At 60.3% G+C, this 20,824-nt stretch carries 17 protein-coding genes; 8 read left to right on the top strand and 9 right to left on the bottom strand.

Annotation, left to right across the window (positions count from 1 at the left end):
* Positions 1-340: 340 nt before the first annotated feature.
* The 3 genes from ACIQY3_RS03195 to ACIQY3_RS03185 form a co-directional block, all read right to left on the bottom strand.
* Complete coding sequence (locus tag ACIQY3_RS03195) at positions 341-1,438, bottom strand: extracellular solute-binding protein (RefSeq protein WP_403017163.1); 1,098 nt, start codon at positions 1,436-1,438, stop codon at positions 341-343.
* Positions 1,439-1,440: 2 nt separating this feature from the next.
* The gene (gene aguA, locus ACIQY3_RS03190; RefSeq protein ID WP_403017161.1) at positions 1,441-2,550 is read right to left on the bottom strand and encodes an agmatine deiminase; all 1,110 of its coding nucleotides are present in this window, start codon (positions 2,548-2,550) and stop codon (positions 1,441-1,443) included.
* Between the two features lie 100 nt (positions 2,551-2,650).
* Positions 2,651-3,535 carry a LysR substrate-binding domain-containing protein gene (locus ACIQY3_RS03185; RefSeq protein ID WP_265045031.1) on the bottom strand — a complete coding sequence of 295 codons (885 nt, stop codon included), beginning with the start codon at positions 3,533-3,535 and terminating at the stop codon, positions 2,651-2,653.
* Positions 3,536-3,828: 293 nt separating this feature from the next.
* On the opposite strand from ACIQY3_RS03185, the gene ACIQY3_RS03180 reads away from it, so the two are divergent.
* The 3 genes from ACIQY3_RS03180 to ACIQY3_RS03170 all read left to right on the top strand — a co-directional run bounded on the left by ACIQY3_RS03180 (position 3,829) and on the right by ACIQY3_RS03170 (position 7,112).
* On the top strand, positions 3,829-4,233 hold the full coding sequence (locus ACIQY3_RS03180; RefSeq protein WP_403017158.1) for a PaaI family thioesterase: 405 nt from the start codon (positions 3,829-3,831) through the stop codon (positions 4,231-4,233).
* Positions 4,234-4,279: 46 nt separating this feature from the next.
* On the top strand, positions 4,280-4,768 hold the full coding sequence (locus tag ACIQY3_RS03175; protein WP_403017156.1) for a GFA family protein: 489 nt from the start codon (positions 4,280-4,282) through the stop codon (positions 4,766-4,768).
* Positions 4,769-4,877: 109 nt separating this feature from the next.
* Complete coding sequence (locus tag ACIQY3_RS03170) at positions 4,878-7,112, top strand: TonB-dependent siderophore receptor (protein WP_403017154.1); 2,235 nt, start codon at positions 4,878-4,880, stop codon at positions 7,110-7,112.
* Between the two features lie 125 nt (positions 7,113-7,237).
* Here the strand turns inward: ACIQY3_RS03170 and ACIQY3_RS03165 are convergent, their stop codons facing one another.
* The 3 genes from ACIQY3_RS03165 to ACIQY3_RS03155 form a co-directional block, all read right to left on the bottom strand.
* Positions 7,238-8,524 carry an ATP-binding protein gene (locus ACIQY3_RS03165; RefSeq protein WP_403017153.1) on the bottom strand — a complete coding sequence of 429 codons (1,287 nt, stop codon included), beginning with the start codon at positions 8,522-8,524 and terminating at the stop codon, positions 7,238-7,240.
* Positions 8,525-9,232, bottom strand: a complete 708-nt coding sequence (locus ACIQY3_RS03160; RefSeq protein WP_054047704.1) for a winged helix-turn-helix domain-containing protein — start codon at positions 9,230-9,232, stop codon at positions 8,525-8,527. It abuts the gene before it with no gap.
* A 150-nt stretch (positions 9,233-9,382) separates the two neighbouring features.
* Positions 9,383-9,991: a tRNA-(ms[2]io[6]A)-hydroxylase gene (locus tag ACIQY3_RS03155; RefSeq protein WP_054047466.1), complete on the bottom strand. Its 609-nt coding sequence runs from the start codon at positions 9,989-9,991 to the stop codon at positions 9,383-9,385.
* Between the two features lie 159 nt (positions 9,992-10,150).
* Here ACIQY3_RS03155 and ACIQY3_RS03150 point away from each other — a divergent pair, with 159 nt between their 5' ends.
* Positions 10,151-11,014 carry a universal stress protein gene (locus ACIQY3_RS03150; RefSeq protein ID WP_403017150.1) on the top strand — a complete coding sequence of 288 codons (864 nt, stop codon included), beginning with the start codon at positions 10,151-10,153 and terminating at the stop codon, positions 11,012-11,014.
* An 89-nt stretch (positions 11,015-11,103) separates the two neighbouring features.
* Here ACIQY3_RS03150 and ACIQY3_RS03145 read toward each other — a convergent pair whose 3' ends face one another.
* Positions 11,104-11,574, bottom strand: coding sequence for a DUF1289 domain-containing protein (locus ACIQY3_RS03145; protein WP_008028699.1), 471 nt, complete (start codon positions 11,572-11,574; stop codon positions 11,104-11,106).
* A 408-nt stretch (positions 11,575-11,982) separates the two neighbouring features.
* On the opposite strand from ACIQY3_RS03145, the gene acnB reads away from it, so the two are divergent.
* A complete protein-coding gene (gene acnB, locus ACIQY3_RS03140; RefSeq protein WP_403017641.1) occupies positions 11,983-14,592 on the top strand; it encodes a bifunctional aconitate hydratase 2/2-methylisocitrate dehydratase in 2,610 nt (869 codons plus the stop codon).
* Between the two features lie 172 nt (positions 14,593-14,764).
* On the opposite strand, the gene ACIQY3_RS03135 is transcribed toward acnB, so the two are convergent.
* Together ACIQY3_RS03135 and ACIQY3_RS03130 are read right to left on the bottom strand one after the other, a co-directional pair.
* Positions 14,765-16,411, bottom strand: a complete 1,647-nt coding sequence (locus tag ACIQY3_RS03135) for a SulP family inorganic anion transporter (RefSeq protein ID WP_403017148.1) — start codon at positions 16,409-16,411, stop codon at positions 14,765-14,767.
* Positions 16,412-16,679: 268 nt separating this feature from the next.
* Positions 16,680-17,960 (bottom strand): HAAAP family serine/threonine permease, encoded by a 1,281-nt coding sequence (locus tag ACIQY3_RS03130; RefSeq protein ID WP_403017146.1) that lies wholly within the window; start codon positions 17,958-17,960, stop codon positions 16,680-16,682.
* Positions 17,961-18,374: 414 nt separating this feature from the next.
* Here ACIQY3_RS03130 and ACIQY3_RS03125 point away from each other — a divergent pair, with 414 nt between their 5' ends.
* The 3 genes from ACIQY3_RS03125 (at position 18,375) to ACIQY3_RS03115 (ending at position 20,651) form a co-directional block, all read left to right on the top strand.
* Positions 18,375-18,758: a tautomerase family protein gene (locus tag ACIQY3_RS03125; RefSeq protein WP_403017145.1), complete on the top strand. Its 384-nt coding sequence runs from the start codon at positions 18,375-18,377 to the stop codon at positions 18,756-18,758.
* Between the two features lie 92 nt (positions 18,759-18,850).
* Positions 18,851-19,468 carry a TetR/AcrR family transcriptional regulator gene (locus tag ACIQY3_RS03120; RefSeq protein WP_403017143.1) on the top strand — a complete coding sequence of 206 codons (618 nt, stop codon included), beginning with the start codon at positions 18,851-18,853 and terminating at the stop codon, positions 19,466-19,468.
* A gap of 217 nt (positions 19,469-19,685) precedes the next feature.
* Positions 19,686-20,651, top strand: coding sequence for a 2-hydroxyacid dehydrogenase (locus ACIQY3_RS03115; RefSeq protein ID WP_403017140.1), 966 nt, complete (start codon positions 19,686-19,688; stop codon positions 20,649-20,651).
* Positions 20,652-20,824: the final 173 nt, after the last annotated feature.

Here is a 20,824-nt window from a genome sequence, read left to right as displayed (position 1 = left end):
CTGAGTCGAACTCTGGTTTTGAAACACATGAAGATCGGCCCCCTTTCCCCTCTTCCCTTTTGGGTAGAGGGGGCTGACCGAGGTGCTTTGGCGAGACACTTCGACCTGTAAGTCCTGAGTCGAACTCTGGTTTTGAAACACATGAAGATCGGCCCCCTTTCCCCTCTTCCCTTTTGGGTAGAGGGGGCTGACCGAGGTGCTTTGGCGAGATACTTCGACCTGTAAGTCCTGAGTCGAACTCTGGTTTTGAAACACATGAAGATCGGCTCCCTTTCCCCTCTCCCCTTTGGGGAGAGGGCTGGGGTGAGGGGTCGATCTCAAGCCATACACCGCACTCAAGTCACAACCCCGACTTCAACCGACTGAACGCCCGAATCAAAGCCCGGTTAAACGCCTTGCCATTGTCATTCTTGCCATACAACGATGCCCTTACCGCCGCCGACGGATATGTCCCCGGATCATTACGAATCGCCGGGTCAATCAACCCGTCCGCCGCCGTGATCGCGTTGGCGTAGTGAATGGTGTCGGTGATCGGCGCAATCACTTGCGGGGTCATCAGGTAATCCATCAACGCCAGCCCGGCCTGCGGATGCGGTGCGTCCTTGGGAATGACCATGGCGTCGAACCAGATCAACGTGCCCTCCTTCGGTATCCGGTAACTCAACGTGAACGGCTTGTTCGCCGCCGATGCCTGCCCGGCGGCGATGGCCACGTTGCCGTTCCACGACATGGCTACGCAGGTGTTGCCGTTAGCCAGGTCGCTGATGTTCAGGTCGTTGTCGAAGTAGCGGATGTAAGGCCGGATCTTCGCCAATTGCTGTTCGGCGAGTTTCAGGTCATCGAGGTTCTGGCGGTTGATGTCCAGCCCCATGTATTTCATGACCGCCGCGAACACTTCGTTGGGATCGTTGAGCAGGCTGACCCCGCAATCGGCGAATTTCGCCACCACCGCCGGATCGAACAGCATCGCCCAACTGTCCCGTGGCGCGTCGGGCAGACGTTGCTTGACCGCTTCCTCCTGATAACCCACGCCCGTGGTGCCCCAGGCGTAAATCCCGGCGTAGCGATTGCCCGGATCGAACACCGCCATGTGCTGGCGAAACTCCTCGCCGACCCCGGCAAAGTGCGGCAGTTGCTGCTTGTCCACCGTCTGGATCGCGCCGCTCTGGATCGCCCGGGACAGGTGCTGCCCCGCCGTCAGCACCAGGTCATAGCCGCTGCGGCCGGTGAGCAGTTTGGTCTCGACGGTTTCCAGGGAATCAAAATGATCGGCGACCACATGAATGCCGGTCTGCTTCTCGAAATTGCTCAAGGTGTCCGGGGCGAGGTATTCGCCCCAGATGTACAGATTCACCACCGGTTTGGCGGAGTCGGCGGCCTGCACACACAGGGGTGCAAGCACCAGCAATAACGCTTGAGTCAGTTTGTGCAGGCTCACGATCACACTCCTGTGCCGGCGTACTGCGGCATGGTGATACAGGCGACGTTGCCGCCGCCAAGGAGGATTTCCCGGGAGTTTTCGATGCCGACAATCTTGTGCTGTGGGAACAGCTCCGCGAGGGTCGCCAACGCCACCTGATCCTGACGGTCACCGAACAACGGCACCACGATCGAGGTGTTGCCCGCGTAGTAGTTGATGTACGACGCGCAGATCTTGGTGCCGGCCTGACGGGTGTGGGTGCTGTCTTGCTGGTCGAGGCCTTCGGCTTCCTCGGCGGTCCATTCCAGCACATCCGGTTGCGGCAATTTGTGCACGATCAACTCGCGGCCACGGCTGTCCCGGGTGCTGCGCAGAATGTCGTAGGCCTCCTGGTAGATTTCCCACTGCGGGTCATCGCGGTTGTCGGTCCATTGCAACACCACTTCGCCAGGGCGGACGAAGCAGGCGAGGTCATCGACATGACCATCGGTTTCGTCGAATTTGCAGCCCCGCGGCAGCCAGATGATTTGCTCGGCGCCGAGGTAGTCAGTCAGGCGCCGAGTGACTTCTTCCTTGCCCAGATGCTGGTTGCGATTGCGGTTGAGCAGGCATTGTTCGGTGGTGAGGATGCTGCCCTGGCCGTCGCTCTGGATGCCGCCGAGCTCGGCAATCAACGGGGCGCGGTAACGGTCGAAACGTTCGATTTCGAGGATCTTGCTGGCGATCTGATCGTCCTTGTCCCACGGGTAGTACAAGCCGCCGTCGAGGCCGCCGTAGGCGTTGAACTCGAAATCCACGCCGCGCACTTCGCCGCTGGAATCGTTGACCACAAAGCACGGGCCACTGTCGCGGAACCAAGTGTCGTTGCAGGTCATTTCCACTACCCGCACTTGCGGCGGCAGTTGACGGCGGGCGGTGGCGAATTGTGCGGCGGAGGCACACACGGTGACCGGTTCGCTCTGGGAAATCGCGGTGACGATCTGCACCCAGACTTTCTGCGCAGGCTTGGCGCCGTTGCGCCACACGTCGGTGCGCTCCGGCCAGCCGAGCCAGCAACCGGATTTGGTTTCGAACTCGCCGGGCAGGCGGAAACCGTCGTGCTTGGGGGTGGAATCGAGCAAACGTGCCATGGGCAAACCTCATCAGCGGGGATTGGAACGACCACAGGCTAAGGTCGCCAGCGCCCTCCTCGCCAACGATGATTATTTCGGAATACTTGAATTCAACTCATCAATCCACCAGTTGATCGTTGAACCACTCCAGCATCTGCGCCACCGCCGGACGCTCCAGTCGCACCCGTTCACACACCAGCGCGTATTGGCCCAGCGCGGTGATGTTGGCGGTGAATGGCCGCACCAACCGCCCGCTGAGCAAATCTTCCTGGGCCGTGAGGTTATCGCCCATCGCCACCCCCTGCCCTTGGGCCGCGGCTTCCAGCGCCAGACCGGCGTGGGCGAAATACAACTGGCGCTCAGGGCGCTGATCGCCGGCATGGCTGGTGAGCCACGCGGTCCAGGTCTTGCCGTCCTGATCGTCGTGCAGCAGGCAATGGCGGGCCAGGTCCTTAGGGGTTTTCAGCGTGCCCTGGTTGAACAGGCCGGGGCTGCACACCGGGAAGAACTGCAACGCCGGCAATGGCCGGACGAAATACGCACTGCTGTCCACCGGGCCGGTGCCGTAGGTGATCGCCAGGTCGATGTCTTCACCCGGCGCGGTGGCGTCGATCGGTTGTTCGTAGAGGTGCAAAGTGATGTGCGGATAACGTGCGTAGAAATCCGTGAGACGGCTCATCAACCACTTCTGCGCCAGTTCGGCGGTGACTGCCAGGCGCAACACAGCGAGGGATGACGGGTCGCGCAGTTCATCGCAGGCCTCGCCGATCAGTTCGAAGGCGTGCTGCAAGCTCTGCATCAGGCGCCCGGCGGCCATGGTCGGGCGAATCTGCCGGCCTTCGCGAATGAACAGCGACACGCCCAGTTGCTCTTCGAGTTGGCGGATTTGATGGCTGACGGCGCTGTCGGTGACGCACAACTCCGCCGCCGCCCGACCGAAATGCGCGTGGCGGGCGGCGCATTCGAAGGTTTTGAGTGCTGCCAGGGAGGGAAGTCGTCGCATGATCAGGGCCTTTTTTTTAGGTGCTCATGCTGACGTGGCCGATGGCACACGTCCATCCCTGTAGGAGCTGCCGAAGGTTGGTGTCAGGCAGTTAGACCGCGTTATCGTTCTTCGCGAGCAAGCCCGCTCCCACATTGGTCTTGTGCACGACACATATCCCCTGTGGGAGCGGGCTTGCTCGCGAAGGCGCCGGCCCATTCACCAAAAATCCCCCTGTCCATCACCCTCTCTTATCCACCATGACTTCCCCCAAAACCCGGCGCATGTTGATCCCTCAACCGGAGGGATTCGCCATGCTCAACGCACTCAAACACATCAACTCAACCTCAGCCTTCAACCGCTGGGCCGGTTTCGAAGTCACCCGCGCCGAGAGCGGTGAAGCCGACCTCACCCTGGTCTTTCGCGAAGCCGACATGGCGCAATACGCCGGTTTCCTGCACGCCGGTCTGATTGGCGCGCTGCTCGACACTGCCTGCGGTTTTGCCGCCGGGACCGTGGCCGGCAACGTGCTGGCGTCGCACTTTTCGGTCAACTGCCTGGCCCCAGCCGTCGGCGAAGTGTTCATCGCCAAGGGCCGGGTGGTGAAGGCCGGCAAGAAGCAGGTGTTTGCCCGTGCCGAGTTGTTCGCGCAAACCGGCGACCAACTGAAACTGGTGGCGACCGGCGACGCGATTCTGGTACCGGTGGAAAGTCGCTGAGGGTCTAGGCTGTCTTGAATCCATTCAAGAACCGCCGGAGGTTGTCATGCAGCTCGAAGGTTCGTGCCATTGCGGCGCGGTGTCGTTCAGTCTGACCAGCGCCCACCCCTACCCTTACCAGCGTTGCTACTGTTCGATCTGCCGCAAGACCCAGGGCGGTGGCGGGTATGCGATCAACATCAGTGGTGACGCGAACAGCATGAAAGTGCGCGGGCGCAAGCACATCGCGATCTACCATGCGCGGCTCAAGGACAACGGCGATAAACGTGCCCATAGCAGCACGGCGGAACGGCATTTCTGTTCAGCGTGCGGCAGCGGTTTATGGCTGTTCAGCCCCGAATGGCCGGAGCTGATCCACCCCTTCGCCTCGGCCATCGACACCCCGCTGCCGGTGCCGCCGGAACACACGCACTTGATGCTGGATTCGAAGGCGTCGTGGGTGGAGGTTGAGGTGAAACCCAAGGATCAGGAGTTCGAGGTCTATCCCGAAGAGTCGATTGCCCAATGGCATGAACGGCTGGGTTTGAGCCGCTAAGAAAAAATATCGAATCTTTTTTGCACCCCGCAGTTCCCCTTTGCATTTTTCGTTCGGTTAACCCTTCAGAAGCATTCAATTATCGACCGATTGATACAAAGGGACCGCCATGCCGCACCACCTCGCCGCGCGTTTTCGTTTTGCCTTGTGCCCCTTGGCACTGGCCCTTCCGGCCGCCCTGCTGAGCCTTGCCTCCGCCGCCCATGCCGCTGAAACCGGCACCACGAAAGGCGACGCACTGCAACTGGACGCCACCAACATCTCCGCCCAGGGTTTGGGTGCGACCACCGAAGACACGCATTCCTACACCACCGGCCAAACGTCTTCGGCCACCGGCCTGCCGTTGTCCCTGCGTGAAACCCCGCAATCGGTCACGGTGATTACCCATCAGCAAATGGATGATCGCGGCGTACAAAGTGTCGGTGATGCGTTGCGCAATACCCCCGGCATTTCGACGCAGAAATACGACAGCGACCGCACCGAGTTTTCCGCCCGTGGCTTTGCCATCACCAACTTCCAGTACGACGGCGTGAACCAGCCGTACGACGGTGTATATGGCGAAAACCCCAATAACAGCGACGACTCCGCCAGCCTCGACCGCATCGAAGTGATCAAGGGCGCGACCGGCCTGATGACCGGTTCGGGCGACCCGTCCGCCACCGTCCACTTGATCCGCAAGAAGCCGACCAAGGAATTCAAGGCTTCGATCAGCGGCACCGTGGGTTCGTGGGATGCCTATCGCAGCGTTGGCGATATTTCCGGTTCGCTGAATGATTCCGGCAGCGTGCGGGGGCGTTTTGTCGGCGCGTACTCGGACAAGAATTCCTACCAGGATCACTACAGCCAGAAGAAAGACCTGTATTACGGCATCCTCGAAGCCGACCTGACCCCCGATACCCTGCTGACCTTCGGCATCGACAAGTCCAGCGCAACCCCGCGCGGCAGTTCCTGGACCGGTAACCCGACGTATTTCTCTGACGGCGGGCGCACCGACTTCCCGCGTCACTTCAACCCGGCCGCCGACTGGAGCCGTCGCGATTTCGACGAAACCACCTATTTCGCATCGCTGGAGCAAGCCCTGGCGAATGACTGGAAACTCAAGGTCAGCGTCGACCAGAAAACCACGGTTCACGACACCCAACTGGCCTCGGCCAGCGGCGGCAACCCGGACCGCGCCACCGGCGAAGGCATGTTCCTTTACTGGGGTCGCTGGGAAGGTCATCGAGTGCAGAACACGGCGGACGTGAACGTCTCCGGGCCGTTCAGCCTGGGTGGTCGCGAGCATGAACTGGTGGCCGGCGTCATGGCGTCCCACTCGCGCCAGACCGGTTCGACCTACGACACCAGCGCCTTCTCACAAGTACCGGGCAGCATTTACGACTGGAACGGCCATCTGCCGAAACAGGAATTTCCGAAGAACGGCAAATACGAACGAACCCAAAGCCAGAACGGCGTGTACCTGGCCACGCGCCTGCGTCCGACCGACGACCTCTCGGTGATTCTCGGCAGCCGCTTGAGCACCTTTAAGTACAACGAAGATTACGGCTACAACCCAGGCGCCGGGCTGGACGACACCCACGCCAGCTACAAGGAACACGGCGTGGTCACGCCTTACGCCGGGGTGATTTATGACCTGAACGATGTGTACTCGGTGTACGCCAGCTACACCTCGATCTACCAGCCTCAAACCTACAAGGACAGCAACGGCACGACCCTGGCCCCGGTTGAGGGCGACGCCTATGAAGCCGGTCTGAAAGCGGCTTATTTCGACGGCAAACTGAACGCCAGCTTGGCCTTGTTCCGCATCGAGCAGGACGGCGTCGCCGAGTCGATCGGCACCAACCCGATCACCAACGAAGGCATCTACAAAGCCGTCGACGGCACCAAGACCCAAGGTATCGAGCTGGAACTGGCCGGCGAATTGGCGGACGGCTGGAACCTGACCGCCGGCTACACCTACGCCCGCACCCGCGATGCCGATGAGCAACGGATCTTCGGCTTCCCGTTGTCCACCAGCAAACCGGAACACGTGGTCCGCACCTTCACCACCTATCGCCTGCCCGGCGCCCTGGACAAAGTCACCGTCGGTGGCGGCATCAGTTGGCAGAGCGCCTTCTACGGCAAGATCTACAGCCCGACCGTCGGCGATTACACCCAGATCAAACAGGGCGGCTACACCCTCGTCGACCTGATGACCCGCTATCAGTACAACGAGCATTTGAGCTTCACGGCCAATGCCAACAACGTGTTCGACAAGCGTTATTTGACGGGGTTGGGTAACTTCGACACCACGTTCTACGGCGAGCCGCGGAATTTGACGTTGACCACGAAGTGGGATTTCTAAGCTCAGCCCGACAACTTTGGTGGTGCTGATGGCCTCTTCGCGAGCAAGCCCGCTCCCACAGTTGGAATGCATTCCAAAATGTGGGAGCGGGCTTGCTCGCGAAGGCGTTGGCAGGTTCAACCCAGCTAGTCGAGATGCGCCCAGGTCATGCGAAACGACGCCCCACCCCACGGCGAATCCGCCACTTCGACCTGCCCGCCATGGGATTGCGACACCCGCCGCACCAACGCCAACCCCAGCCCGAAACCACCGGTGCGCCGATCCCGACTGGCATCCAGCCGCGAGAACGGTTCGAAAATCTTTTCCCGCCCGTCCACCGGCACGCCCGGCCCGTCATCGTTGACCTGCACTTCGTACTGATCGCCACTGCGCACCAGCGACACTTCCACCCGCCCGGCGGCATAACGAATGGCATTGCGCAGCAGGTTGATCACCGCCCGAGCCATGAAGCGCGGTTCGATCCGCACTTCGTCAATCTGGCACTCGACAATCAGCAGTTGCACCCCCGCCGCTTCCGCTTCCAGCGCCACACTGCCGACCACGCTATCGAGCCAACTGCTGGCCTGGATATTCTCCCGCGTAATCACCGTGGCACCGCGCTCCAGGCTGGCGTAGGTCAGCAGTTCGGAAACCATTTCTTCCAGTTCGCCGAGGTCGGCGTACATGTCGGCGATCAATTCGCGGTTCTGCGCCGGATCGGGCTGCTGCTTGAGCTGATCGAGTTCAAATGACAACCGCGCAATCGGCGTGCGCAGTTCATGGGACACCGCGTTGGTCAGCTCGCGTTGATTGGCGATCAGGCCTTCGATGCGCGCGGCCATCAGGTTGAAGTGTTCGGACAAATCGCGGATGTTCGAGCGCTTGGACAGCTGGATCCGCGACGACAAATCGTTATCGCCGAAACGCTCGGCGGCCAGGCGCAGTTTTTCCAGGTCTCGCCAGTGCGGTCGCACCCAGAAGAACAGCACGATGCCGATCAGCACCGCCAGCATCAGGTAGGCCGCCGTGATGTAGAACGGCATCAGGCTCGGTTCCGCCGGCAACTTGATGCTCAGCAGCTGCGGGCCGCCATCGATCGAGGCAATGAACTGCGTGTACTTTTCCCGAATCACCAGCAGGCCGTCGGCCAACAGCTTTTTTTCCTGATCGTCCAGGGCCAGTTGCCCGGCATCGACCAGGGTCAGCCCCAAGCCGTAATGCGGGCGTAAGGCTTCCAGCTGTTGCTCGCGCTCAGGGCCTCCCAGTCCGCGTATCTGCTCCACCAGCGAATACGCCTGCCCTCGCACGGCCTCACGGTTATACGCCTGCATCTGGTTGTCGAGCAGTGCGTTGAAGGTGTGTTCGACGGTCTGCAACGCCAACACCAGCCCCACGGCCAACATCAGATACAACCCAAGAAATAACCGCAGCATTTAAAGCTCCCACGCGAACGGATTGAACAGGTAACCCTTGCCCCAGACGGTCTTGATGCACACCGGCTCCCGGGGGTTGTCCCGGAGTTTGGCGCGCAGCTTGCTGATGTAGACGTCGACGCTGCGGTTGAGGCCATCGAACGCGATGCCGCGCATGCGATTGAGGATGTCATCCCGGGACAGGATCTTGCCGGCAGCGCTGGCCAGCAACCACAGCAGCTCAAATTCCATGGTGGTCAGCTCGATGCCCTCGCCCGCCAGGCGCACTTCGCGGCAGCTGCGGTCGATGCTCAAGTGACCGAACTCCAGGGCGCTGCACACGGCGGTTTCCGGCACTTGCCGACGTTGCAGGGCGCGCAGACGGGCCAGCAGCACCGGCGGTTTGATCGGTTTGATCACATAGTCGTCGGCGCCGGATTCCAGGCCGAGGATATGGTCGAGGTCGTCTTCCTTGGCCGTGAGGATCACGATGGGCGTGTCGGACACGCTGCGAATCTCGCGGCACACATGCAAACCGCTCTGGCCCGGCAACATCAGGTCGAGCACGACGATTTTCGGTTTGAATTCCAGGAACGCGGCCAACGCCAGATCGCCCCGGTGCACCGCCCGGACCTCGTAGCCATGTTGGGACAGGAAATGCGCGATCAGCCCGGCGAGCTTCTCGTCATCTTCCACCAGCAAAACCTTGCCAAAACCCAGGTTATCCATAACGACCGTGTGCCAACCCTTGTTTGAAGTGGGCGGCATTATGGCGGCAATCGATGGCGGGACGGTGACGGCAGGCAGCAAAAACCGGCCATGGGAGCCGGTTTTGGGTGATGTTTCATACTCTTAAGAGTTTTTAACAGTTTGTAAGATTTATGCGGCGGTTGGGATACCGCTGTGAAAACGGAATTCCACATCCGGCGATTCGATCAATTCCTGCTCGGCGGCGCGTACCCGGTCGATGACCTGGGCGATGTCCTTGGCGTCGCCGTACTGATACGCCAACTTCAGATAACCCTGGAAATGCCGGGCCTCGCTTTTCAGCAAGCCGAAGTAGAACTTGCCCAATTCTTCATCCAGATGCGGCACCAACGCCTCGAAACGCTCACAACTGCGAGCTTCGATGAAGGCGCCAACCACCAGGGTATCCACCAGTTTCACCGGTTCATGGCTGCGCACCACTTTGCGCAGGCCCGAAGCGTAACGCCCGGCGGAGAGCTGGCGCAGTTCGATCTTGCGCTTTTTCATCAGGCGCATGACTTGTTCGTGGTGCACCAGTTCTTCCCGGGCCAGGCGCGACATCAGGTTGATCAAATCGACGTGGGAGTGGTACTTGGCGATCAGGCTCAACGCCGTGCTGGCGGCCTTGAATTCGCAGTTCTTGTGGTCGATCAGCAAGGTTTCCTGATCGGCCAGCGCGGCCTGGACCCAGCCGTCAGGGGTGCGGCAGCCGAGGAACTCGTGAATTTCGGGAAGGATCATGGGGCTCACGGATAAAAGGTTCAAAACGAAGGGCGCCGATTATACGGGCTTGTCGGCAGACCACCAGTCGCCGCCATTGATATGCATCAAGTCCCGTGTTGCCGGGCAGCAACTATAGTTGTCCAACGCAGCATTTTTTACTTTCAGGAGATCCCGATCATGCAAGCCATACGCAGCATTCTGGTGGTCATCGAACCCGAGCACTCGGAAAGCCTGGCGCTCAAGCGGGCCAAGCTGATCGCGGGCGTGACCCAGGCCCACCTGCACTTGCTGGTCTGCGATCGCAAGCATGATCACAGCGCCATGCTGGGCGTGCTCAAGGCTGCGCTGGTGGAGGACGGCTACAGCGTCACCACCGAGCAGGCCTGGAACGAAAGCCTGCACGAAACCATCGTCGATGTGCAGCAAGCCGAGGGTTGCGGGCTGGTGGTCAAGCAGCATTACCCCGACAGCCCGCTGAAAAAGGCCCTGCTGACCCCGGCGGACTGGAAACTGCTGCGCTACTGCCCGACGCCGGTGCTGCTGGTGAAAACCTCGAAACCCTGGACCGGCGGAGTCATTCTGGCGGCCATCGACGTCGGCAACACCGACGGCGAGCACCGCACGCTGCATGCCTGCATCGTCGATCATGGGTACGACATCGCCAGCCTGGCGAAGGCGCAGTTGCACGTGATCAGCGCCCATCCGTCGCCGATGCTGTCATCCGCCGACCCGACGTTTCAGCTCAGCGAAACCATCCAAGCGCGCTATCGCGAGCAATGCAAGGCGTTCCAGGCCGAATTCGACATTGATGATGATCACCTGCATATCGAGGAAGGCCCGGCGGATGTGTTGATTCCGTTCATGGTGCATAAGCTGCAGGCGGCGGTGATCGTGATCGGCACCGTGGCGCGGTCCGGGTTGTCCGGGGCGTTGATCGGGAATACGGCGGAAGTGGTGCTGGATGCGGTGGAGAGCGATGTGCTGGTGCTCAAGCCGGATGAGATCATGGATCATCTTGAGGAGGTTGTGACGCGGCATTGAGGTTTGCGGCGCCTGGGAGATTCGCGAGCAGGCTCGCTCCCACAAGGGAATGCATTTCAAATGTGGGAGCGAGCCTGCTCGCGAATCTTTCAGCCGCCGAAGGCATCCTTTAAAAAACCCGGTGCGATATAGCGCTGGTAATGCGCTTCCGACAACAGGAAAAACTCCCGATCAATGGCATCGCGCAATTCCGGCAGGTTCCAGTCGCGAAACTCCGGCATCAACACCATCCCGTAAGCCTCCAGATTATTGATGACCCGCGCACCACGGGCGATCAACTGATAGGCCCAGCAATATTCCGACTGATGCGGCACAAAACGGATTTTGCGCTGTTCAAGCTGCAAACGCAGGCGCTGCGGGTCGAAAACTTCCAGTTTGCTGGCCATCACTTGGGACAGCAGTTGCTCCAGACGCAGCCACACCGCACGTTTTTCTTCCTCGTTGTAACCGTTCCAGTTGATCACTTCGTGGTGGAAACGCTTGCAGCCACGGCACACCAGGTCACCGTAAACGGTGGAGCAAAGGCCGACGCAGGGGGTTTTGATGGTCTGATTGGGCATAGGTAGGTAAAACACGGGAAAGCAGAACAGGTCGGCATGTTAGCCCTTTGTCTAACATTGATCACCCCTCAAAGTTCAGGGGCTAACTTACGTTTATATTTTTTTTGCCGTAGAATCAGCCAGCCTTTTAAGGCGCCAATGTCCGTTAGAAGCTGTTTTCAAAGCGTCACGAGCACAGTCGTTCCTTCAGAGCGGTGTTGGCGAAGGGTTTTTCCAGCGGGGAAAAGCTCTACGCCAACCCTCATCAGCTCCCCGTTCTGCAGGCGTAAAACTTTGAAAGCAGCTTCTGTAAGGAATTGTCGGTAATTCTGGCTAAGTGGCCCACAACGCCACGCAGCGCATGAGTACGGCAATTTCGGGATGAGCGTCCCGGACACCCATTTGGGACCACTGATGAGGGTAATAACTGTGCTTGAAGCCTACCGCAAACATATCGAAGAGCGTGCAGCACTGGGTATCGTTCCCCAGCCGCTTAACGCCGAACAAACTGCAGGCCTGGTCGAGCTGCTGAAGAATCCCCCGGCTGGCGAAGAAGCTTTCCTCGTTGACCTGATCACCAATCGCATTCCACCTGGCGTGGACGAAGCAGCCTATGTAAAGGCCGGTTTCCTGTCTGCCCTGGCCAAAGGCGAAGCCACCTCCCCTCTGATCGACAAGAAGCGCGCGGTTGAACTGCTCGGCACCATGCAGGGCGGCTACAACATCGTGACCCTGGTTGACCTGCTCGACAGCGCCGAACTGGCTCCAGTCGCTGCCGCTCAACTCAAGCACACCCTGCTGATGTTCGATGCGTTCCACGACGTTGCGGAAAAAGCCCGCAATGGCAACGAACACGCCAAAGGCGTGATCCAGTCCTGGGCTGACGGCGAGTGGTTCCGCAACCGTCCGACCCTGGCCGACAAGATCAGCCTGCGCGTGTTCAAGGTCACCGGCGAAACCAACACCGACGACCTGTCCCCTGCCCCGGACGCCTGGTCCCGCCCGGACATCCCGTTGCACGCCCTGGCCATGCTGAAAATGGCCCGTGAAGGCATCGTGCCTGACGTCCAAGGCGTCACCGGCCCGATGAAGCAGATCGAAGAAATGCGCGGTCAAGGCTTCCCGATCGCCTACGTCGGTGACGTGGTCGGTACTGGTTCGTCGCGTAAATCGGCCACCAACTCGGTTCTGTGGTTCTTCGGCGACGACGTTCCTTACGTACCGAACAAGCGTGCCGGCGGTTTCTGCTTCGGCAGCAAGATCGCTCCAATCTTCTATAACACCATGGAAGATGCTGGCGCACTGCCAATCGAGTTCGACGTTACCAACATGAACATGGGCGACGTGATCGACCTGTACCCGCATGCTGGCAAAGTCTGCAAACACGGCACCGACGAAGTCCTGACCACCTTCGAAATGAAGACTCCGGTTCTGTTGGACGAAGTTCGTGCCGGCGGCCGTATCCCGCTGATCATCGGCCGTGGCCTGACCGACAAGGCTCGCGCTGAACTGGGCCTGGGCCCTACCGACTTGTTCAAACTGCCTGAAGCACCTGTCGACACCGGCAAGGGCTACACCCTGGCACAGAAAATGGTCGGCAAGGCGTGCGGTCTGCCAGAAGGCAAAGGCGTTCGTCCTGGCACCTACTGCGAACCGAAGATGACCACCGTCGGTTCCCAGGACACCACCGGTCCTATGACCCGTGATGAACTGAAAGACCTGGCGTGCCTGGGCTTCTCGACCGATCTGGTAATGCAGTCCTTCTGCCACACCGCGGCTTACCCTAAGCCGATCGACGTGACCACCCACCACACCCTGCCAGACTTCATCATGACCCGCGGCGGCGTTTCCCTGCGTCCGGGCGACGGCATCATCCACAGCTGGCTGAACCGCATGCTGCTGCCGGACACCGTCGGTACCGGTGGTGACTCCCACACCCGTTTCCCGATGGGCATTTCGTTCCCGGCCGGTTCCGGTCTGGTTGCGTTTGCTGCTGCCACCGGCGTTATGCCGCTGGACATGCCGGAATCGATCCTGGTGCGCTTCAAAGGCAAGATGCAACCGGGCGTTACCCTGCGAGACCTGGTTCACGCCATTCCTTACTTCGCGATTCAGGCTGGCCTGCTGACCGTCGAGAAGAAAGGCAAGAAGAACGCCTTCTCCGGCCGCATTCTGGAAATCGAAGGCCTGGACAACCTGAGCATCGAACAAGCTTTCGAGCTGTCCGACGCTTCGGCTGAACGTTCGGCTGCCGGTTGCACCATCAAGCTGTCGAAAGAGTCGATCACCGAGTACCTGAACTCCAACATCACCCTGCTGCGCTGGATGATCGGCGAAGGCTACGGCGATGCGCGTACTCTGGAACGTCGCGCTCAAGCGATGGAAGCCTGGGTTGCCAACCCTGAGCTGATGGTTGCCGATGCTGACGCCGAATACGCTGAAATCATCGAGATCGACCTGGCCGACATCAAGGAGCCTGTGCTCTGCGCACCAAACGATCCGGACGACGCCCGTCTGCTGTCCAGCGTTGCTGGCGAGAAGATCGACGAAGTGTTCATCGGTTCGTGCATGACCAACATCGGTCACTTCCGCGCTGCCGGTAAGTTGCTGGATCAGGTCAAGGGTCAGCTGCCAACCCGTCTGTGGCTGTCGCCGCCGACCAAAATGGACGCTCACCAACTGACCGAAGAAGGCTACTACGGCATCTACGGCAAGGCTGGCGCACGCATGGAAATGCCGGGCTGCTCGCTGTGCATGGGTAACCAGGCACGTGTAGAGCCGAACTCGACTGTGGTGTCGACGTCGACCCGTAACTTCCCGAACCGTCTGGGTGACGGCGCGAACGTTTACCTGGCTTCGGCTGAGTTGGCGTCCGTTGCGTCCATCCTGGGTCGCCTGCCGACCGTCGAGGAGTACATGGAATACGCTGGCAAGATCGACAGCATGGCGGCTGATGTTTACCGCTACCTGTCCTTCGACCAGATTGCCGAGTTCCGTGAAGCTGCTGCGAACGCCAACATTCCGGTCGTTCAAGCCTAACGCTGCAACGCAATAAAAAACGCCGCCCATCGCGAGATGGAGCGGCGTTTTTTATGCCCGCGGGGTTCACACCGCCCCCTTGTGGGAGCGGGCTTGCTCGCGAATGCGGTGTGTCATCCAGCAATGATATGATTGATACACCGCATTCGCGAGCAAGCCCGCTCCCACAGGGTTATGTGGATGGCTTGAGGGCTTGCTGCACTGCACCATCGACACTCAACCCACTGAGTATCACCTGCTCCAATTCCTGCGCCGGCAACAACGCCAGCACCGCTTTGGCCTCATGCTTGAGCCGCGCCAAAATCAACAACTTGTCCTCCGCCCTCACCTGCAAAAAGAAAGCCTCCAACGCTTCAATGCTGGTGCCGTCCAGGTCGGGCGACTCTTCCAGGCTGAGAATGATCGTGTGCACCGGCGGCGAGGCATGCCGGGCCAGCCTTAGCGCACCACCGAGAATCCGTTCCACATTGGCAAAAAACAGCGCTTCACTGGGCCGCACAATCAGCACGCCAGGGATTTGCAGGGCATCGGGATGACGTTGCACATCGACATAATCATGGCCGCCGTCCATTTGCCCCAGCACTTGAATATCCGCCGACGACATCTGCTTGAGCATCAGCACCACGCTGATCGCCACCGCCACCAGCAAACCGTCCAGCACGCCCAATACCAGCACCGCTGCCACCGCACAGATCACCAACACACGGTCACGACGCCAGATGAAATAACGACCCAATGGCTGCAAACTCAAGCCTCGCGCCAGGGCATGAATGACGATCGCAGCCAGCACCGGTTCAGGCGTCAGGGCAATGTACGGCAACACCGTCAGGACGATCAGCAGCACCACCGCTGCCGCTACCATCCCGGCCAGCCGTGAACCGGCACCCGCGGCTTCGTTGGCCGAGGTCGCGGAATAACCGGCGCCGGCCGGCATTCCATGGAACAGGCCGGACAGCAGATTCGCCGCGCCGAGGGCCAGCAGGTCGCGGTTCGAGTAGACCCGGTCGCCATGTTTCAGCGCAAAGGAGCTGATCGAGCCGTAGGACTCGGCGTACAGAATCATCACCATGGCAAACGCCAATTCCCCCAGGCGCAGCCAGTCGGCAAACGGCAACACCGGCAGCCGGGGCACTTCAAGGCGCAGGTCGATCACGCCGATCAGGTCCACCCCGTACGCCGGCAAGTTCAACCATTGGCCGGCGGCGATGCCGAGCGCTACTACCAGCAATCCGCCGGGCACCCTTCGGAACCGCGCGCACACCCACAACACCAGCAGCGCCACCGCCGCGACCAGCAAGCCGACGCGGTTCCATTGCGGCCATTGCTCCAGCAATTGCGGGACGAAGCGGATCAGGTTGCCGTTGCTCAGGTGCACGTCAACGATGCTCGCGACTTGCTTGAGGATAATGGTCGCCGCCAGGCCCAAGGCAAAGCCGCGCAGGACCGGTTTGGCGATAAAGGAAGTGACGCTGCCGAGCTTGAACAGCCCCGCCAGCAGGAAGAACCCGCCGGTGACCAGCACCAGGCCGATGGCCAGGGTCATGCGCAGGCCAGAATCGCCATTGGCCAAGGTGGCGGTGGCCGCCGCGAGAACCGCCGCCGAAGATGAGGTCGCGGAAACGATGGCAAAACGGCTGGTGCCCAACAGCCCGTAACACAGCAGACCGGCAAACAACGCAATTACCCCGGCCTGGGGCGGCACTGCGGCGATGCTGGAATAAGCCACCGCCTCCGGCAACAGCAAACCGGCAATCGACAGCCCGGCCAACAGGTCTCGCCAACGGCCCGGGGTATCGGCAAGGGATAGCGCACGAGCCATGAAGCGTCTCCAGAGAAATCGACAGGCCGTCTACGACGCGTCCATGAAGGCTCTAGGTTAGCCGTTTATCGGGTTCGACGTGTGCTTTGGGTCATGGCGTATGCCATAAAAAAACGCCGCCCCCTTTTGCAGGGAGCGGCGTTTTTTATGCCTGTATGAAGATCACCTGTGGGAGCGGGCTTGCTCGCGAAGGCGGTGTATCAGCCAACATCACTGCTGAATGACACACCGCTTTCGCGAGCAAGCCCGCTCCCACAGGGTTGTGGCGTCAGGCCGTCAGCGAATAAATCAACGCCGAAATCGCCACCAAACCCACCGCCGTGACAAACACGTTGGACGCCTGGCCACGATAGCGCGCCATGGCCGGTACTTTGCGGATCGCGTACATCGGCATCAGGAACAGGATCGCCGCGATGACCGGGCCACCGAGGGTTTCGATCATGCCGAGGATGCTCGGGTTCAGGGTCGCGACAATCCAGCACACCACCAGCATGAACGCGGCAGTCATCCGGTCCAGGGCTTTTGGCGACGGACGCTTGCCACTCTTGACGATCAGGCCTTTCAAGCCTTCGCTGGCGCCGATGTAGTGGCCCAGGAACGACTTGGAAATCGCCACGAAAGCAATCAACGGCGCCGCGAAGGCGATGGTCGGGTTGCTGAAGTGGTTGGCCAGGTAGGACAGGATCGACAGATTCTGCGCCTTGGCTTCGGCCAGTTGCGCCGGGGACAGGGTCAGCACGCAACTGAAGACGAAGAACAGCACCATCACCACCATCAAGGCGTGGGCGCGGGACAGGATCTGCGAGCTGCGCTCTTCAGCGTGTTCGCCATAGCGACGCTTCTGGTCCACCGCAAACGCCGAGATGATCGGCGAGTGGTTGAACGAGAACACCATCACCGGAATCGCCAGCCACAACGTGTGCAGCAACGCCGACGGTTCAGGCAGCGTGGACGCGGTGCTGAGGATGCCGCCGTTCCAGTGTGGAATCAGGAACACCGCCAGGAACAGCAGCGCGACGATGAACGGGTAGACCATCAGGCTCATGGCCTTGACGATCACCTGCTCGCCGCAGCGCACCACTGCCAGCAGGCCGAGGATCAGCACGAACGACAGAATCGCCCGTGGCGGCGGCATGATGTGCAGTTGGTGTTCAAGGAAGCTGCCGACGGTGTTGGTCAGCGCCACGCTGTAGATCAGCAGGATCGGGAAGATCGCGAAGAAGTACAGCAGGGTGATCAGTGCACCGGCCTTGATGCCGAAGTGTTCTTCCACCACTTCGGTGATGTCCGCGCCTTCGCGCCCGGACAACACGAAACGGGTCAGGCCACGGTGGGCGTAGAACGTCATCGGGAACGCCAGCACCGCCAGGACCAGCAACGGCCAAAAGCCGCCCAAGCCCGCGTTGATTGGCAAAAACAACGTGCCAGCCCCGATCGCCGTGCCAAACAGGCCCAGCATCCAGGTGGTGTCTTGGCGATTCCAGCTTTCAAGGACTACTGGTTTCGCCGCTACATAGCGTTCATCGACGCTATTGGCCTGATCATTCATCCGGTGGGATCTCCGCATTCCGGTCAGTTGCTACCCGACCAGGACGAGTCGGAAAAACCCGACAGGCAGCGCCCTGGCCGAAACAGGGGCGCGATTGTCCGGGATTAATGAGCAGAAGCAAAGACTTAGCTGAGGAGTGGTTGTGCGGATCAGATGAAGATTGAGGCTCGATCACCCTGTGGGAGCTACTCAAAGACCTGTGGGAGCGGGCTTGCTCGCGAAGGCGTTGAGCCAGTTAACAGTGATGTCGACTGACACACCGCATTCGCGAGCAAGCCCGCTCCTACATTGGATCACTGCTGTCCTTGCGTCGGGAGTTAATAGATGTTTCAAAAAATCTATTCAATAAAAGACAGCCGTCATGTATTTTCGATCTCACCTGCTGACCGGCAGCCTCACTCGCGGAGCCTTCCCATGCCACTCGTTCGCATCGACATCAAAAAACACCAGGACCCAACCTTCGCCAAGCGTGTCGGCAAACTGATCTACGCGGCCATGCACAGCACCATCAACGTTCCCGAGAACGACAACTTCCAGATCCTCGCCGAACACGATGAAAACCACTTCATCTACGACCCGACTTTCATGGGCATCAACCGCACCGACGGGTTGGTGATCATTCAGATCACGCTAATGGAAGGTCGCACCACCGAGCTGAAAAAACTGCTCTACAAGACCATCGCTGAGAGCCTGAATACCGAACTGGGCGTGCGCCTGGAAGATGTGTTTATCAATCTGGTGGAGGTCAATCGTGAAAACTGGTCGTTCGGTAATGGCATCGGTCAATTTGCGGGCTGAACGATCTGACGTGTAACGCTGTCGGGCAGACACGGCGCCGGCAGTTCCCTAAGATGCCGGTCATCGATACGTTTAAAGAATGTGAGCTACCCATGCCTCGAGTCTCCCGCAAGCAAGCCGAACTCAACCGCGAAATCATCGTCGAGGCCGCCACGCGGCTGTTTCGTGAGCGCGGCCTGCACGGGATCAGCGTCGTCGATGTGATGGGCGCCGCCGGCCTGACCCACGGCGGGTTCTACGGGCACTTCGAGTCCAAGGAAGCCCTGGCGCAAGAGGCCTGCAGCCGGGCGTTCAGCCAATCGCTGGAGCGCTGGAAGCAGAGAATCGACGACAGCAGCGACCCCCTCTCCGCCCGCGCCAGCATCATCGCGCCGTACCTGTCGGTGGCCAATCGCGACAATCCGGGGGAAAGCTGCCCGGTGACCGCGTTTGCCGGCGACATGTGCCACGAAACGGCAGAAAGCGGTTTGCACCAGACCTACACCCAGGGCCTGGAAGCCTTGCTGCAAATGCTCACGCCGCTGATGGGCGCAGATCAGCCCGACGCCAATCGGCAACGGGCGTTGGTGGATTATTCGCTGATGGTCGGCGCCCTGACCCTAGCCCGCGCCACTCGCGGGGATGCCTTGTCCGAGGAAATCCTTGAGGCGACGCGGGCGTTTCTGACGGTGGACGACACCAACGAAGAACCGGCAACTCAGCCCCTGTAGGAGTAAGGCTTGCTCGCGATGGCGTCCTCAAGACCGCCATCGCAAGCAAGCTGCGCTCCAACGGATCGTCCCTGCAAGGCGTCGGATACGAGGCACTCCGTCCAGCAACGCGTCAACCCATAGCCTATGATCGTTGTTAATTGCCAAACCGCTCTGGAATCAGCAATCTGAAACGACTTTCGAGCCCCCGACATTTCGATGCCCACAGGAGCCCAGCATGACTGCAACCGTCCTGGTATTGGTTGAAACCATCAATGACTATTTGCCGATTCTCGAACATCAAGGCTTTCACCTGATTCTGGCGCCGACGCCCGCCGAGCGTGCCCAAGCGATTGCTTCCCACGGTTCGCGCATCGATGCCGTACTGACTCGCGGTCCGCTGGGTTTGTACGCTGAAGAGATTGCCGACCTGCCCGCCCTGAAGATCATCTGCGTGATCGGTGCCGGGTACGAACACGTCGACCTGCAAGCGGCCAGCGACCGTGGCATCACCGTGACCAATGGTGCCGGGGTGAATGCCTCGTCGGTGGCGGATCACGCGATGGCGTTGTTGTTGTCGCTGGTGCGCGACATTCCCCGGGCCGATGCCGCCGTGCGCCGTGGCGAGTGGCCCAAAATCATGCGCCCGTCCCTGGCCGGCAAACGCCTGGGCATTCTTGGGCTGGGGGCGGTCGGCATGGCCATCGCCAAGCGTGCGGCCAACGGTTTCGACATGAGCGTGAGTTATCACAATCGCCAGCACCGCAGCGACACGCCTTACAAATACTGCTCGACGCCGACGGAACTGGCCCGGGCTTCGGACTTTTTGATCGTCGCGACGCCCGGCGGCGTGGGCACGCAGCACTTGATCAACCGCCAGGTGCTGGATGCGCTGGGGCCCAAGGGCTTTTTGGTCAACATTGCCCGGGCCAGCGTTGTGGTCACGGCGGACCTGATCAGTGCGCTGGAACAACGGCGCATTGGCGGCGCCGCGCTGGATGTGTTCGACCACGAACCCAAAGTGCCCGATGCCCTCAAGGCCCTGACCAACGTGATCCTGACGCCTCATGTCGCCGGGTTTTCCCCGGAAGCGACCCAAGGCACCGTCGAGTTGGTGGGCAAAAACCTGGTGGCGTTCTTTGCCAACCAACCGGTGTTGACGCCGGTTGCGTTGCCGATATCTGTGATTAGCCGGATGGTCTGAGACTAAACATATACCCCTGTGGGAGCGGGCTTGCTCGCGAAGAGGCCGTGCCAGTCGACATCATCGTTGACTGATGCACCGCCTTCGCGAGCAAGCCCGCTCCCACAGGGGAATGTGGTGTACGCAAATTCCCGACTCACCACCAAACAACTGTGGGAGTGAGCCTGCTCGCG

This window comes from Pseudomonas sp. NPDC096950 (assembly GCF_044762525.1).
In the GTDB taxonomy this organism is placed as follows: Bacteria; Pseudomonadota; Gammaproteobacteria; order Pseudomonadales; family Pseudomonadaceae; genus Aquipseudomonas.
The sequence above is the reverse complement of the archived record's forward strand: the minus strand, read 5'-3'. Positions and strand labels throughout refer to the sequence as shown.